11 protein-coding genes are annotated in these 15,962 nt (G+C 64.3%); 7 read left to right on the top strand and 4 right to left on the bottom strand.

The annotated features are described in order from the left end of the window. Positions 1 to 14: 14 nt before the first annotated feature. The 3 genes from arsH to ACP15K_RS15235 all read right to left on the bottom strand — a co-directional run bounded on the left by arsH (position 15) and on the right by ACP15K_RS15235 (position 1,879). On the bottom strand, positions 15 to 743 hold the full coding sequence (arsH, locus tag ACP15K_RS15245) for an arsenical resistance protein ArsH (protein ID WP_193141276.1): 729 nt from the start codon (positions 741 to 743) through the stop codon (positions 15 to 17). Continuing rightward, positions 718 to 1,140, bottom strand: a complete 423-nt coding sequence (arsC, locus tag ACP15K_RS15240) for an arsenate reductase (glutaredoxin) (protein WP_193141277.1) — start codon at positions 1,138 to 1,140, stop codon at positions 718 to 720. Before arsC ends, arsH begins: the two co-directional genes overlap by 26 nt. Positions 1,141 to 1,270: 130 nt before the next feature. After that, positions 1,271 to 1,879: a TetR/AcrR family transcriptional regulator gene (locus ACP15K_RS15235; protein ID WP_424990886.1), complete on the bottom strand. Its 609-nt coding sequence runs from the start codon at positions 1,877 to 1,879 to the stop codon at positions 1,271 to 1,273. Positions 1,880 to 1,985: 106 nt separating this feature from the next. Between ACP15K_RS15235 and ACP15K_RS15230 the strand changes: the two genes are divergently transcribed. From ACP15K_RS15230 to ACP15K_RS15205, 6 genes are all read left to right on the top strand, one after another. Continuing rightward, positions 1,986 to 3,128, top strand: coding sequence for an efflux RND transporter periplasmic adaptor subunit (locus ACP15K_RS15230; protein WP_424990885.1), 1,143 nt, complete (start codon positions 1,986 to 1,988; stop codon positions 3,126 to 3,128). Between the two features lies 1 nt (position 3,129). After that, entirely contained in the window at positions 3,130 to 6,270 is a 3,141-nt protein-coding gene (locus tag ACP15K_RS15225) for an efflux RND transporter permease subunit (protein ID WP_424990884.1), read from the top strand. Positions 6,271 to 6,359: 89 nt separating this feature from the next. Further along, positions 6,360 to 7,031 carry a response regulator gene (locus ACP15K_RS15220; protein WP_394355454.1) on the top strand — a complete coding sequence of 224 codons (672 nt, stop codon included), beginning with the start codon at positions 6,360 to 6,362 and terminating at the stop codon, positions 7,029 to 7,031. 88 nt (positions 7,032 to 7,119) lie between these two features. Next, a complete protein-coding gene (locus tag ACP15K_RS15215; RefSeq protein WP_424990883.1) occupies positions 7,120 to 8,259 on the top strand; it encodes an FIST N-terminal domain-containing protein in 1,140 nt (379 codons plus the stop codon). Beyond that, entirely contained in the window at positions 8,256 to 10,466 is a 2,211-nt protein-coding gene (locus ACP15K_RS15210; RefSeq protein WP_424990882.1) for a PAS-domain containing protein, read from the top strand. The genes ACP15K_RS15215 and ACP15K_RS15210 overlap by 4 nt, the downstream gene beginning before the upstream one ends. Before the next feature lie 149 nt (positions 10,467 to 10,615). Beyond that, positions 10,616 to 14,476, top strand: a complete 3,861-nt coding sequence (locus ACP15K_RS15205) for a beta strand repeat-containing protein (protein ID WP_424990881.1) — start codon at positions 10,616 to 10,618, stop codon at positions 14,474 to 14,476. A 12-nt stretch (positions 14,477 to 14,488) separates the two neighbouring features. Here the strand turns inward: ACP15K_RS15205 and hemP are convergent, their stop codons facing one another. Further along, positions 14,489 to 14,656, bottom strand: coding sequence for a hemin uptake protein HemP (gene hemP, locus ACP15K_RS15200; protein ID WP_193141283.1), 168 nt, complete (start codon positions 14,654 to 14,656; stop codon positions 14,489 to 14,491). A 256-nt stretch (positions 14,657 to 14,912) separates the two neighbouring features. Between hemP and ACP15K_RS15195 the strand changes: the two genes are divergently transcribed. Next, positions 14,913 to 15,923: an IS30 family transposase gene (locus tag ACP15K_RS15195; protein WP_424990000.1), complete on the top strand. Its 1,011-nt coding sequence runs from the start codon at positions 14,913 to 14,915 to the stop codon at positions 15,921 to 15,923. Positions 15,924 to 15,962 lie beyond the last annotated feature (39 nt).

The raw sequence follows: 15,962 nt of genomic DNA, 5'->3' as shown, positions 1-15,962 counted from the left end.
GCGCGGCACCCGGATCAGACCGAACGCTGGTTGACCCGCGCCGACAGGTCCGCCGCGGTTTCCTTGCGTTCGGAATAGCGATCCACAAGATGCGGGCTCAGGTCACGGGTGAGCCAGGTAAATTTCACCAGTTCCTCCATCACGTCAACCACGCGGTCATAGTAGGCCGACGGCTTCATGCGGCCATCCTCCTCGAACTCCAGAAACGCCTTGGCCACCGAAGACTGGTTGGGAATGGTCAGCATCCGCATCCAGCGGCCCAGCACCCGCATCTGGTTGAGGGCATTGAAGCTTTGCGAGCCGCCCGAAACCTGCATCAGGGCCAGTGTCTTGCCCTGACTTGGCCGGATCGCGCCCAGTGTCAGCGGGATCCAGTCGATCTGGCTTTTCAGCACCCCGGTCATGGCGCCATGACGTTCCGGCGAGCACCAGACCATGCCTTCGGACCAGGTCACCAGATCACGCAGATCCTGTACCTTGGGATGGTCGGCCTCGGCATCATCGGGCAGGGGCAGGCCGGCCGGATCGAAGACCCGCGTTTCGGCGCCCAGTCGGGTCAGGATGCGCGCGGCCTCTTCATTCAGCAGACGGCTGTAGGAGCGTTCGCGCAGCGAGCCATGCAGCAGCAGGATGCGCGGCGGATGGGTGGACCGGATCGGCTGGGACAGGGTTTCGCGATCAATGGCGCGAAAGGACGCTTCGTCAAGCTGCGGCGTGTCAGTCAACGCGCTGGCCCTTCTCATCCAGAATGACCGTGCCGTCTTCCTTGACCAGAGGTCCGTCGGGCAGGCGGTCAAGCAGATCCAGCACCGCCTCGGACGGGCGGCAGAGCTTCACCCCCTTGGGCGTGCAGACAATCGGGCGGTTGACCAGCACCGGATGCACCAGCATCGCATCAAGCAACGTCTCGTCACTGACCGAGGGGTCCAGCAGGCCCAGCTCCTCGGCCGGGGACTTGCTGGTGCGCAGGGCGTCGCGCGGGGACAGCCCGGCCGCCGCGAACAGGCCCAGCAGTTGCGGCCGGGTCCAGCCGGTATCAAGGTAGTCGATGACCACGGGATCGTGGCCGGTGGTGCGCAGGATCTCAAGCACGTTGCGAGAGGTGCCGCAGGCGGGGTTGTGATAGATGACGGTGGACAAGGGGCTCTCCGCTACGGGGTCGATGAGTTCTGGTTTCGTGGCCGGGCGGCGTCTGAACCGGGGATCTCGGCCTGCATTTTCGGACTTCACCAATTCATGAATTATCGAAAACCTGCAATCCCGAACCGCCTCAGGCCATCACGCGCCGGGCAGCTTCGGACAGCATCACCTCGATATCGGACTCGAATTCGCAGACCTTGGCCTTGCCGTCGATCAGCAGGAAAGACAGCCCATGCACGAAGGTCCACAGCATGGTCGCGCGCAGCTTCACGTCGCTGTCGATTTCGCTTTTCCCCAACAGCTTGGCCACTTCTGTTTCCACCAGCGTCTTCGTGGGCGGTGCGGCGGCGTCCTCCGGTGACATGGCCCCGCTTTGGTGCGGCCAGCTGAACATCAGGCGGAACACGCTGGGCTCGGCCTGCGCGAAACCGACATAGACCCGGCCCATGGCGATGATGCGCTCAAGATCACCCTCGGGCAGACCCTCCAGCGCCGCTTTCATCTGGGAGAAATGCCGCTCGGCCGCTTCCTCGCAGACCGACCTGAGCATCTCGTCCTTGTTGCGGAAATGGCGATAGGGTGCAGCGGTCGAGACGCCGGCGACTCGACAGGCTTGCGAGACCGAAAAATGGTCCGGCCCTTTCTCTTCCACCAATTGTCGAGTGGCTTCAATCAATTGCGCCCTGAGGTCGCCGTGATGATAGCCGGATTTCTTCTGGATTTTTGGGTCGCTGCTCATGATCCATCTGATGCCCTGTCACGTAGGACTTGTCAAAGTTAGAGATTCTAACTTATGTAAGAGCATCTAACATTCAATCAATGCCCCGCCCGGATCGGAGCCCCCGATGACACAGTCCACATCTTCTTCCAGCCGCGCACGCCGGGCCGCCCGCCGCGCGGCCACGATCCTTCTGACCACGTCCACGGTATTCGGGGCAGGCTACGCGGTGAGGACCGGGGCCCAGGTATTGACAATGCGGGCCGAGGCCACCCAACCCGATGATGTGGCTGCGGCGACGCCGGTCTCGGTGGCCCCTCTGACGATCCTGCCGGGCTTTGAAACCCAGCGGCGGTTCCTGGGGCAGGTGGAGCCTGCCCAGACCGCCGAACTGTCTTTCGAACTTGGAGGCCGGATCGTCGAGATCCTGGTGGACGAAGGCGCAACGGTCGCCAGAGGCACTGCGCTGGCCCGGCTTGACACCGCCCTGATCGAGGCCGAGCAGACCCGCCTTCAGGCCGCCCGCGCGGCTTTGGAGGCCGAACTGACCTTTGCCGAAGCCTCGCTGTCGCGTCGATCAGCGCTGAAGGATCGGGGGTTCTCTCCGACCGAACAACTCGACCAGGCGCGCGCCACCCGAGATGCCTTGCAGGCGCGAATTGCCGAGACCGACGCGGCCATCGCCGCCACAAGGTTGCGGCTTGAGAAGTCCGTCCTGACCGCCCCCTTCGACGGGCGGATCGCGGCACGGCGCGTCGATACCGGCACGACCGTGGCCGCCGGGCAGGGCGTGGTGCAACTGATGGAGGACGACAGGCTTGTCGTGCGGGTCGGGCTGCCGGTCTGGGCCGACCCGGCCGCGTTGACCGATCTGACGGTGTCGATCGCCGGGCGTGACCTGCCGGCCAAGGTGCAGACGGTGCGCCCCGACATTGATCCGGTGACACGGACCCGCACCCTGTTGCTGTCGGTGCAAAGCGACGGTGCCCCGGTTCTGGGCCAGACCGCCGTGCTGACGGTGACGCGGCAGGTGGCGATGGCAGGCGCCTGGGTGCCGTTACGCGCCTTGCGCGAAGGAACGCAGGGGGTGTGGACAGTGTTCACTGTCGATGCCGACAATCGCGTCCGGCCGGCGGCGGTGGAACTGCTGCACAGCGAAGCCGACCGCGCCTACGTGCGGGGCAGTTTCCCCGATGGCGCGCGGCTGATCCAGGCAGGGCCGCACCGGGTGACCCCCGGCCAGTTGGTCCGCGTGACCGGGGCGGGCTGAGATGGAAACCCTGACCTTTCGCCAGCCGCGCCTGGTGGCACTGATCCTGCTGGTGCTGATCGCCTCGGGACTGGCCTCGTTGCTGTCGCTGGGACGGCAGGAAGATCCCACCATCACCAACATCTTTGCCACGGTCACCACCAACTTCCCCGGCGCCGATCCCGGTCGCGTCGAGGCGCTGGTCACCGCCGAGATCGAAGAGGAACTGCGTCGCATCGAAGAGGTCGACACGGTCACTTCGGTCTCGGGGCAGGGGGTTTCGGTGGTGTCCATCGAACTGCTGGAAACCCTGGACGCCGCTGTCATCGAACAGGCCTGGACCGAAGCCCGTGCCGCCGTCGATGATGCCCGCGCCCGCTTTCCCGAAGGCGTCGGCGCGCCGGAGTTCGACAGCGAGGGCATCGCCGCCTATTCCGCCGTGGTCGCTGTCAGTGCTGAACACGCGGGCGTGCCCCTGCCGATCCTCAGCCGTCATGCCGACGCACTGGCCGACCGGTTTCGCGGCATTCCCCAGACCCGCGCCGTCAACCTGTTCGGCGTGCCGGACGAAGAAGTTCTGGTCTCGGTCGATCCGGCACAGGCCGCCGCCCTTGGCCTGACTGCCGACCAGATCTCGGCCGCGATCCGGGGGGCCGACGGCAAGGTGCAGGCCGGCCGGTTGCAGGCCGACCGCACGGATATCTCCATCGCCATCTCGGGCGAGGTTACGGCACTGGACCGTTTGCGCGACGTGGTGCTGCGCGAAGGCCCCACTGGTGCTGTCACCCGTCTGGACGACATCGCCACGGTCAGCCGGGGCGCAAAACAGCCCGCCGATGAACTGGCCCTGTCAGACGGCAAGCCTGCCGTGCTGATCGGGGTGCTGGCGCAGGACGGGGTGCAGATCGACCGCTGGATGGATCTGGTGCGGGCGGAACTGACCCATGGCGCCGACGCGGTCCCGGTGGGCATCGCCGAAACACTGGCGTTCGACCAGTCCACCTATACCGCGGCGCGGCTGGCGGATGTGGGCACCAACATGGCCATCGGCGTCGGGCTTGTGGTGGCGGTTCTGTTCGTCACGCTGGGGGTACGCGCCGCGATGATCGTGGCACTGGTTCTGCCGGTGGTCAGCCTTGCCACGCTGGCAACGATGAACGCCATCGGCCTGCCCATTCATCAGATGTCGGTCACCGGGCTGATCGTGGCGCTTGGCCTGCTGGTCGACGCTGCCATCGTCATGTCCGACGAGATCCGGCAGCGATTGCAGGCAGGCATGGCGCGGCTCGAAGCGGTGGGCGACTCCGTGCGTCGTCTGGCAGCGCCGCTGCTGGCCTCGACAATCACCACGGCGCTGTCGTTCACGCCGATGATCCTGCTGCCCGGACCGGCGGGCGATTTCGTCGGCGCCATCGCCATCGCGGTGGTGATGATGCTGTTCTGGTCGCTGATCGTGGCCCTGACCGTCACGCCCGCGCTGGCCGGCTGGCTGCTGCCACTTGGCGATGGCGGTGGCGTGCTGGCCTCGGGGATCAGGGGCGGTGCGCTTGGCCGGGCCTTCGGCGTCTCGATCCGCTGGTCGCTGGCGCATCCGGTGAAATCGGTGGCCCTGGCGCTGGTTCTGCCGATGCTGGGTTTTGCCAGCTTCCCCTCGTTGAAGGCCCAGTTCTTCCCCGGCGTCGAACGCGACCAGTTCTATCTTGAGGTTCAGATGCCGCCCGGCACCGCCATCGGCGAAACCCGCCGCCTTGTGGGCGAGATCGACGCGATCCTCGGGCGCGAGGGCGACGTGCGCTCGCGCTATTGGTCCATCGGCAAGTCGGGACCGGCGTTCTACTACAACATCACCGGCGGACGTTCGCGCGAGCCGGGGTTCGCCCAGGGCATGGTGACCACCACCACCGACACCGCGGCGGCCCGGCTGGTGCCGGAGCTTCAGGCGCGGCTGGACGACGGGTTTCCGCAGACCCGCATCGTCGTGCGCGGGCTGGTGCAAGGCCCGCCGGTGGACGCGCCGGTCGAATTGCGCTTCGTCGGTCAGGATATCGCCGTGCTGCGCGAACTGGCCGATGAAGCCCGCGCCATCATGGCCGATCTGAACACCATCACGCAGGTGCGCAGCTCGATCTCGGGCGGGGCTCCGCAACTGCGGTTCGACATCGACGAAGACAAGGCCCGGCTGCTGGGGCTGAACCTGACGGATGTAGCGCGCCAGCTTGAGGCCGGGCTGGTGGGCGTCACCGGCGGGTCGCTGGTCGAAGGGACCGAGCAGTTGCCGATCCGGGTTCGCTTTGGCGACGGGCTGCGCGCCGATCTGATGGCCATTGCCGACCTGCCGATCCTGCCGCCCGATGCCGCCAAAATCGCCGCGTCGGGGGCCTTTCCCGGCGTGCCCATGTCGGAACTGGCCAGCCTGCGGCTGGAGCCGTCGGAAAGCACCATCACCCGCCACAATGGCGCGCGCGCCAACACCGTGCAGGCCTTCCTGATCCCCGATCTTCTGCCCGAGGAAGCCTTGCAGGCGGTGCAGGCCGATCTAGCAGACGCCGGGTTCACCCTGCCGGCGGGTTACCGGCTCGAAATCGGCGGCGACTCTGATGCGCGGTCCAGTACGGTGAACAACCTCATGGCCTCGCTGGGGGTGATCGCAACCTTAACAACGGCCACCATCGCGCTGACATTCAACTCTTTTCGCCTGACAGCCGTGGCGCTGGCAGTCTGCGTGCTGTCGGCGGGTCTTTCGCTGCTGGCGCTGGCGGTGCTGCAATATCCGTTCGGGATCACCGCCATCATCGGGGTCATAGGCTCCATCGGCGTGTCGATCAATGCGGCCATCATCATCCTGACCGGGTTGCAGGCCGATCCGGATGCGGCGGCGGGGGATCGCGCGGCCATGGCACGCGTGGTCACCGGCTCAAGCCGGCACATCGTCTCGACCACCATCACCACGTTCGGAGGGTTCCTGCCGTTGATCCTTGCCGGTGGCGGTTTCTGGCCGCCCTTTGCGGTGTCGATCGCGGGCGGGGTGCTGTTGTCGACGGTGGTGTCCTTCTATTTCACACCGCCGCTGTTTGCCCTGATCCAGCGCCGGACACCCAACCCGGCCGGGCAGGCGACGCGCACCCCGGCTGCCGCTCCCAGTTTGCGGATGGCCGCCGAATGACCGGTCTACGACTTTCGCACCAGTTCACGGATCGGGCCTGCCCATGTTAGCTTGAGACCGCAACACCAGGTCGCAAGGAGAAGTCCGGAGTGCTCAGCGCCCAGAACCCCACCAGAACCGCCATGATCGTGGACGATCACCCGTTGTTCTGCGACGCCCTGTCGATTGTCCTGACCAGTGCCGCCGGGATCTCCAGCGTCACCACCGCGGACTCGTTGAACGACGCGCTGGAGGTTCTGAATGACGGCCCGCTGCCCGACGTGCTGCTGCTGGACCTGAACCTGCCGGATGTGAACGGGCTGGACGGGCTGCTGCGGTTGCGCGCCCGGCACCCGGACCTGCCGCTGCTGGTGGTGTCCTCCATGTCCGACAACCGCACCGTTTCGGCCACATTGCGTGCCGGGGCCCGCGGCTTCGTGCCCAAACACAGCCACCGCGACATCTTCCGCAGCGCGTTCGACGCGATCTGGGCCGGCGAGACCTATCATCCCGAGGGTTATATCGAGCCCGCCACAGAGGATGGCGCGCGCGATGAATCCGTGGCCCGTCTGGCCAGCCTGACCCGGCAGCAGGCCCGCATTCTGCGGCTGATCTGCGACGGCAAGCTGAACAAACAGATTGCCTTTGACCTGTCGATTGCCGAAACAACTGTCAAAGCCCATGTCACGGCGATCATGCGCAAGCTTGGCGTACAAAGCCGTACACAGGCGGTTCTGGTCGCCCAGCAGGCCAGATACGCACATCTTCTGCCCGAGGGATAGAAAAGCCCCGCCCGGAAGATCGTCGCGGACATGGGAGCGTTAGGAGGAGGCGCAACCCCTGGAGCACGACACACTGGCCACCCCCGAGGTGGCAGAGCAAACGACCATCCGGCGCGCCGCTGTCCCGGCACAGCGCCCCGATTGCATGGATATCCTTGCAGCACAGCTTGGGTCTGACCTGGCCCAGCTTTTCCTGTTCGTGGACGCCGATGCGGATTTCGACAAGGTGGTCGCCGCCGCCGGAGCCCGGTTCGAAGGGGTCGAGGTCGTGGCCTGCACCACCGCCGGCGAAATCACCGAAGACGGCTATAGCGAGGGCAACATCGTCGCCGTGGGGTTTCCCCGAAAGCACTTTCAGACATCGACCCTGCTGGTCCCGGATCTGAAAGACTTCGACGCCACCGATCTGACGGACGAAGTGGTGCGCCAGCGTCTGGCGCTTGAAGGCCGGGCCCGCGGTCTTCCCAACGCCTTCGCCTTCCTTGTGATCGACGGCATGAGCCTGCGCGAAGACCAGTTGATGAGTGCCATCTCGTCCGGATTGGCAGCCATGCCGGTCTTCGGCGGCTCGGCCGGGGACGGGGTGCGCTTCGAACAGCCCAAGGTGGCCCTGAATGGCGTGGTGTATCGAAACGCGGCGGTCATCACGCAGGTGCGGACCGATTGCGAGGTCAAGGTCTTCAGTCTGGATCACTTCCAGCCGGGCGACGCGCGCATGGTCGTCACCGGGGCCGAACCCGCCCGCCGGATTGTTCGCGAAATCAACGGCCGTCCCGCCGCGCGGGAATACGCGCGCATTCTGGGCAAGAACCCCGACTATCTGTCGCCCTTCACCTTCGCGGCGCATCCGCTGGTGGTGCGGGTCGGCGGCCAGCACCATGTCCGGGCCATCCAGCGGGTCACCGAAGACGGCGCATTGGTCTTCTATTCCGCCATTGGCGAAGGCATCGTGCTGACGCTGGCCAAGGCCGAGAACATGGCCGACCATCTGGACGCCGAACTTGACCGCCTGACCGCCGGGGGCTCACTGGACACCGTTCTGGCCTGCGATTGCGTCCTGCGCCGGATCGAGGCAACCCAGCACCAGCAGGTGGGGCGCCTGTCGCAGATCCTGCGCAAGCACAACGTCGTGGGGTTCAACACCTATGGCGAACAGGTGGGCGCCAAGCACGTCAACCAGACCATGACCGGCGTCGCCTTTTTCCACCCGCAAGGCTCTGCCGAATGATGGATTCACTTCTCGATCCGAATGAGCCGCTTGAAGCGCAGCACGCGCGGCTTCTGAAGATCACCGCCGCGCTGATGAACCGGGTGGAACAGGACACCGACGGCGCAGGCCAAGCCTATGCCCAGTTCGAACGTGCGGTGATCCTGGAAGATCAGGTGCGCCAGCGGACCCTTGAACTTGAGGCCGCGCTGGATCTGCTGAACCGGTCCAACGCGCAACTGGCCGAGGCCAGCCGCGAGGCCGATGCCGCCCGCGCCGACCTGTCCAACGCCATCGAAACCGTGCGCGAGGGATTTGCCCTGTTCAACGAGCATGACGCGATGGTCATGTGCAACAGTCGCTTCGGACTGAAGCTGAAGGACATCCGCCCGCGCCTTGTGCCCGGTCTGACCTTCGGCGACTATGTCGGTCTGGTCAGCCGCAGCCAGTACCTGGCGCTGCCGACGCCCGAGCGCCGCGCCGATTGGGCCGCGCGGCGGCTGAAGCGGCACGGCGACAGCTACGTGATGTTCAACGTCGAACTGGCCGACGATCACTGGTTGCAGGTCAGCGAGCATCGCACCTCGAACGGCGGCACGGTGATCCTGCAAACCGACATCACCGACGTGATCCGCATCGGCCGCGAGGAACGTGACAAACTGCTGGATCAGCAGGCACGCATGGTCCGCGCCACGCTGGAGCATCTGAACCAGGGCGTGGCGATCTTCGACCAGGGGGCCCGGCTGGTGGGATGGAACACCCGCTTTACCGACTTGCTGGGGCTGGCCCCGTCTCGGGTCATCATGGGCGCCGGTTTCGACGGCATGACCGAGGAGCTGCGCGAGCGTTTCACCATTTCGGACGAGGCGCAATTGCGGCAGTTGGAAACCTGGCGCAACGGTGGCAAGGCCACGGGACCGCTGTCGTTCGAGCTGTCGGGTCCGGACCGGCTGTCGCTGGACACTTTCGCGCGCAAACTGCCCGACGGCGGCTTCGTGGTCTCGCTGACCGATGTCACCGCCATCCGCGAGGCGGCGCGGGCGCTGACCGTGGCCAACGAAACACTGGAACACCGGGTAGCCGAGCGGACGCTGGAACTTGAAGACGCGGTGGAGGCGGCGGAACGGGCGAACGCCTCGAAATCGCGCTTTGTTGCCGCCGCCAGCCACGACCTGTTGCAGCCCTTGTCGGCGGCCGAGCTGTTCCTCGCCTCGGCCACCGATCACGATCCCAACCCGCTGGTCGACAAGGCCCGGCGGGCGCTGGAAAGCGTCGAGGTCATCATCGACGCGCTGCTCGACATCTCGAAGCTGGATTCCGGCAGCGAGGTCTTCGATATCCGCGCCGTGCCGCTGTCTGAAATCCTGCGGCAACTGGCCGAGGAATTTGCGCCGCTGGCCGCCCAGAAGGGGCTGGAATTGCGCGTCGTGCCCTCGACAGCGGTGGTGCGCAGCGATCCCGCCTACCTGCGCCGCATTCTGCAAAACCTGATCGGCAATGCCATCCGCTATACCAACGAAGGCCGCGTTCTGATCGGCGCCCGGCGCATGGGATCGGCCCTGCGGATGGAGGTCTGGGACACCGGCTGTGGCATCGCCGAAGAGGATCAGGAGCTGATCTTCCAGGAATTTCAGCGGCTCGACGCCCGCGCCAGCGCCAGTGAAGGGCTGGGGCTGGGACTGGCCATCGTCGAACGCGCCTGCGCCCGGCTGGGTCATCCGCTGGGGTTGTGGAGCGTGCCGGGGCGCGGCAGCGGCTTCTTCGTCAGCCTGCCCGCCAGCGATGCCGCCGACCCGCGCGCCGCATCCAAGGCCGATGCCTCGCGGGTTTCGACCGCGTGGCGGCTGAAGGACAAGGGGCTGATCGTGCTGCTGGTCGAAGACGATGTGGACCTGCGCCGCGCCATGATGATGCTGCTGGGAAAATGGGATGTCAGCGTGCTGGAAGCCGAAAGCGCCGAGGCCGCCATCGACCTGCTGGAAGAGATCGAGATCGTCCCGGACGCGGTGCTGGTGGACTATCAGCTGGGGCAGGGGGCCGATGGCATCGCCCTGACCCAGACCCTGAAGGCGCGCTATGGCCCGATCCCGTCGTGCGTGCTGTCGGCCAACCGGTCGCCCGAATTGCGCCAGCAGTGCGCCGAAGCCGGACTGCCATTGATTTCCAAGCCGATCGACGCCTCGCGGCTGGAGAATTTCCTGCTGAGCAGCCTGGGCGACGCAACCTAGGCGTGCAACGCGTCGCGTGCAGCGCGGCGCTGGACACACAGACAGTCAGCGCGCACGGCAGTTTTCTTGCTCGGAGACACTTTCTGCCCTAATTTCCTTACAAATTGCGGGCAAACCCCGCGATAGAAAGCCATCCGGGGGATTTTGGCATGACAACTTATTCCTTGAACACATTCGTCTTGGAGTTCAATTCCAACACCGACACCGTGCAGTCCGTCGGACAGACCGCGTTGTCGATTGTTGTGGGACCGGGCGGCTCACCCAACCTGACCTATGCACTGGATCCGCAACCCGCCCCGGACAACGATCTGACACAAGTCTTTTTCGACACCAACGACTTTTATTCGGGCTACTTCGGCGGCCCTTTCGGCCCCTACAGCGCGGTAGACATCAACGAGGAATCCATCGGAGTCGTGAACTGGAACGACGCCGGGGGCACGCCCCGGTCCAGCACGGTGCTGGCCTTTGCGGGCGACGCGCCGGGCGGGGCGACGGACTATGTGTTTCTTGTTCAGATCGGCGGCCACATGCTTCCGACATTGGCCAATCCGGCGGCCTGGGATAGTTTCATCGATCCCAATGGCACCGCGAATCCGCGGATCACGTCCTTTGCCGCGCCGGCCTTCAGCCCCGGCGATCAGATCCCTTTGACCGGCATCGGCCCCTATTCGGCGACGGTTTCGGAGGACGACATCATCGTGGGAGACACCGACCCCAACGACAGTGTTTTCTACAACACTGGCGCAGGAAACGACGAGATATATGGCGACGACGCCTGGGTCCACGCAACCCTGGGATCCGGCGCGGACTATCTGCAAGGCGGTGCAGGTGGCGCCGTCGTGGACTACTCCGCAGAAACGGGGTCAAATCCGGTGACGGTCCACCTAGGCAACAACACCGCCACCGACACCCATGGTGACACTGATACGCTGGTCAATGTCGTCAGCGTGATCGGCTCGGTCTTCGACGATACGATCACCGGATCGAACCAATACGATGATCTGACCGGCGGCAATGGCGACGACAGTATCTCGGGCCTGGACGGGGACGACTTCCTGCAGGCGGGCAACGGCAACGACACTTTTGACGGTGGCCTTGGCAGCGACACAGTCAATTTCGAACCGATCGGCACAGCCGTCATCGTCAACAATACCGGGACCATGCAGGCCGGTGTGGCAGGATTCACCGCCAACAAGGGCGCGGCCGGAAACGACAGCCTGTTCAACATCGAGAATTTTCACGGCGCCAACCTGACGGCCTCGGGCGATCAGATCTATCTGACCGGCCAGAATGCCTATGTTTTTGACCGCGCTGGCGACGACCATGTCGAGGTGACGGACAACACCATCGCGGGCGGGATCACCTTCTTTGTGGGCTCCGGGAACGACACCTTCATCGGCTCCACCAACGGCTGGGATACACTCGCGCTGCAATCCGACATCTACGATGCTCTGGGCGCAGTCACCCAGGGCGTGACCGTCACCTTCACGGACCAGGGTGCAGGCAGTCTGACCGACGGCTGGGGGTTCACGGACCAGTTCCAGAACATCGAAGAAATAAGAGCCACACGCTTTGCCGATACTATCAACGGCCATGATGGCGATGAGTATTTCTTTGGAGGGGACGGCAACGATACCCTGAATGGCGGAGCTGGCCGGGACGACCTGGAGGGTGGTAGCGGAAATGACACCATCGACGGCGGCGACGGCAGCAGAGACGAAGTGCGCTACGACAATGAGGAGCGTAATAGCGGCGGCACCCAGGGAGTGGTGGTCAACTTCCTGACCGGCACCGCGACCGACACCTTTGGCGACACCGACACGCTAAGCAACATCGAGGAAGTGCGCGGCACCTCGCACGCCGACAGCTTCACCGGCAGCGCCGCTGCGGAAGAACGCTTCCGGGGCTATGCCGGCGACGACACGTTCCTTGGCGGCGACGGGCGCGACCGGATCGACGGGGGCGCGGGCGACGACATGATCGACGGCGGCGACGGCACTCGCGACCAGGCCCGCTACCAGGACGACCACAATGACGGCGGCTTCCTGGGGATCGATGTTGATCTTGCGCTGGGAACGGCGACCGACACCTTTGGGGATACCGACACGCTGGTCGGCATCGAACAGATCAACGGGTCGAACTTCAACGACGTGATCCGCGGCGACGATCAGGACAATGCTTTCTGGGGCGGCTTTGACGGTGACGACCTGATCGAGGGCCGCGCCGGGAACGACTATCTGTCCGGGGGTGCCGGCAATGACACCCTTGATGGTGGGGCCGACTGGGATACTGTCGGCTATGAATTCGATGATCAGGACGGCGGCACGCAAGGCGTCACGGTCAATCTTTCGCTGGGTTCCGCCACCGATACGTTCGGCGACACGGATACGTTGATCGACATCGAGGAGATCCGCGGCTCTGTCTTTGACGATAACATCACCGGCGACGCCAACGACAACAGGCTGCGCGGCGAGGCTGGCGACGACGTCATCAATGGCGGCAACGGCAACGACAGGCTCTGGGACGGCGATGGCGACGACCAGGTGAACGGCGGCAACGGCGACGACACCATCGAGACCGGCAGTGGCAATGATGTCTTCAACGGTGGCGCCGGAATCGATACCATCTTCACGGATCTTTCGACCGCAACCCCCCAACAATTCATCGTCGAATTCAACCTCGCCACCGGCGACATGGGGGCCAAGGGACTGACAATCCTGCGCGACACGCTGATCGCCATCGAGAACTTCACCCTGATCGGCGACTTCGACGTCGAAGCCGTGGGAAATGGCGGGGCCAATGTCTTCACGCTGGATCTGGGCGATGACACGGTGACTGCCGGGGCCGGAGACGACGAGGTCTCGGGCGGCGGCGGTGACGACATGCTGGACGGCGGCGGCGGCTCGGACCAGCTGTTCGGGCAGCAGGGCAATGACATGCTGATCGGCGGCTTTGCCAATGACTTCCTGTTCGGCGGTTCGGGCGACGACGATCTGTCGGGCGGCGACAGCAACGACCAGTTGTTCGGCGGTTCGGGTGCAGACACAATGGACGGCGGCAACGGCTCGGACCTGTTTGTCATCGACGGGTTCGACACGGTGACCGACACCGGCACCGGCGGCTATGACAAGGCGCAGATCGCCAGCGCCAGTGGAGACAGCGTGTCGATGGCCGGGTGGAGCGGCGTCGAGCGCGTCAATGGCAACGCGGGCAACGACCAGATCGACGGCTCGACCGCCAACGATGCGCTGCTGCTGTTCGGGAGTGGCGGAGACGACACGCTGACCGGCGGGTCGGGCGATGACGTGCTGATCGGTGGTGATGGCAATGACACGCTGACCGGCAATGATGGCAACGACATCATGCTGGGCGCTGCGGGCAACGACACCTTCGACGGCGGCGCGGGCAACGACGTATTCTACATCGGCGAAAGCGGCGATGTGGTCAGCGACGGCGGGGCCGGGTTCGACAAGGCGGTGATCTATGACACCAACGGCCTGAGCCTGAACGTCGGCAGCTGGATCGGGGTCGAGCGGATCATGGGTCTGACCGGCGACGACACCATCGACGCCACCGGGCTGGCAACCTCGGTGACGCTGGTGGGCGGTGCTGGCAACGATGTGCTGACCGGCGGGTCCGATGCGGACGTGTTCTTCGGCGGGGCCGATGACGACACGCTTCTGGGCGCGGCGGGCGATGATGCGCTCATCGCGGGCGCGGGCAACGACATGCTGGACGGTGGCGCGGGCAACGACTTCTACCTTGGCGGTCTTGGCGCGGATGTTTTCGCCTGGACCGACGGGTTTGGCCGCGACGTGGTGAAGGACTTCACCGATGGCGTCGACCGGCTGGACTTCTCGGGCCACAGCACGGTGAATGCGCTGTCGGATCTGACCATCACCCAAAGCGGCAACCACACCATCGTGGCGATGGTCAACGGCACCGACCAGGTGACTCTGGCAGACACTCTGGCCAGCACGGTCACCGGGACCGATTTCGACTTCGTCTGAAGCCGAAGCGGTCTACTTGGTCAGGATCAATTTGCCTTGCCGCGTGATGCGCAGGGTATAGATCGCCTGGTCCAGCTTGATCTGGGCCAGCACGCCGCCCTTTGTCAGATCGCGCGCGTCGTACAGCGGCAGGATTTCCTCGGCGCCATCTTCAATGGAGGTCGGAGCAGCATATTTCATCTTGGGTCAATTCCTGGAAGTTCGAAGCTTGCGCTTCGTATCGGCCTGATGTGGCTGGCTCATGGCGTCACGAGTGGCTTGCGCAATATTAACTGACAAATACACTCGACTAATTCAAGAAGAAAGTCCTTTGCCCGCGGGTTCAGGCGCTTTATTACCATAATTCTGTTTACGGGTATCTTGCGGCACACGCGGTGGATTCACAAACGAAGTGCAAATTTTGTACGAATACAGAGAGTTGCATGGAGTATGAAGAATGGGAACCCACTATTGTCACCTGAAGCTGGACGAACGGCGCAAGCTCGCAAAGTGGCTGGAAGCCAAAATGCCGGTCTCAGAGATTGCGGATAGATTGTGCCGCGACCCCTCGACGATCTACCGGGACATTAAGCGGAACCGATATACTGACGAAGAAATACCGGAGCTGAACGGCTATCACGCTCTCGTCGCTCAAGACAAATACGAGCAGCGCCGTGCTGTCCATCGCAAGATGATCGCTCATCCTGAACTCAAGGCCGCCATCGAGGATCGGCTGAAGGCTGGCTGGTCGCCAGAGCAGATAGCCGGTCGCATGCGATTGGAACGTCATCCGATCCGCGTGAGCCACGAGACGATCTATCGCTTCGCCTATTCCAAGGACGGTCGCGAGGAGCAGTTTTATCGGCACCTTCCCGAACATCGCCGCCGCCGCAGGCCGCGTGGCTATCGCAAGCATAACCGGACCCACATCTTCGACGTTCAAAGCCTGTCCCACAGGCCTGAGCGCATCTCTGAGCGTGCCGAGTTCGGCCATTGGGAGTGCGACCTGATGATGTTCCGCAAGGAGCATGGAAAGGTGAACGTGACGTCTCTGGTCGAGCGCGTCAGTCGTTTCGCCGTTGTCATGCGCAATGAGGATCGCCAATCCAAACCGATCATGGAGGCGCTGATCCAGGGGCTAGCTCCCCTGCCCGCCGATGCACGCCAGTCGATCACCTTTGATCGCGGCACCGAGTTCTCCGCCTGGCGGCACCTGAAAGCCGGGATAGGTGCAGATGCATGGTTTTGTGACCCACAAGCTCCGTACCAGAAAGGCACAGTCGAGAACACGAACAACAGGCTGCGGAAGTATCTCCCCAGATCCACCGAACCGACGGCGCTGACAAATCGATACTTGAGGTCGATTTGCCACCGCGTCAATTCCACGCCGCGCAAGTGCCTCGGCTACCGAACGCCCGCTGAGGTGTTTCAAAGCGAGCTGATGGAGTTACAGAACCGGCTGGAGTAAAACGACATATCAGGAACTGCACTTCACCGTGAGCTCACA

It is taken from the genome of Fluviibacterium sp. S390, assembly GCF_049800695.1.
Taxonomy (GTDB): domain Bacteria; phylum Pseudomonadota; class Alphaproteobacteria; order Rhodobacterales; family Rhodobacteraceae; genus Meridianimarinicoccus.
Note: the sequence above shows the minus strand (reverse complement) of the source record. Positions and strands in the feature narration are given on the sequence as shown.

What these genes read in the sequence shown, in the direction of transcription:
- ACP15K_RS15205 (WP_424990881.1), top strand. Translation starts at nt 10,616, where the DNA reads ATGACAACTTATTCCTTGAACACATTCGTCTTGGAGTTCAATTCCAAC.
- ACP15K_RS15235 (WP_424990886.1), bottom strand. Translation starts at nt 1,879, where the DNA reads ATGAGCAGCGACCCAAAAATCCAGAAGAAATCCGGCTATCATCACGGC.
- ACP15K_RS15225 (WP_424990884.1), top strand. Translation starts at nt 3,130, where the DNA reads ATGGAAACCCTGACCTTTCGCCAGCCGCGCCTGGTGGCACTGATCCTG.
- arsH (WP_193141276.1), bottom strand. Translation starts at nt 743, where the DNA reads ATGAGAAGGGCCAGCGCGTTGACTGACACGCCGCAGCTTGACGAAGCG.
- hemP (WP_193141283.1), bottom strand. Translation starts at nt 14,656, where the DNA reads ATGAAATATGCTGCTCCGACCTCCATTGAAGATGGCGCCGAGGAAATC.
- ACP15K_RS15210 (WP_424990882.1), top strand. Translation starts at nt 8,256, where the DNA reads ATGATGGATTCACTTCTCGATCCGAATGAGCCGCTTGAAGCGCAGCAC.
- ACP15K_RS15195 (WP_424990000.1), top strand. Translation starts at nt 14,913, where the DNA reads ATGGGAACCCACTATTGTCACCTGAAGCTGGACGAACGGCGCAAGCTC.
- ACP15K_RS15230 (WP_424990885.1), top strand. Translation starts at nt 1,986, where the DNA reads ATGACACAGTCCACATCTTCTTCCAGCCGCGCACGCCGGGCCGCCCGC.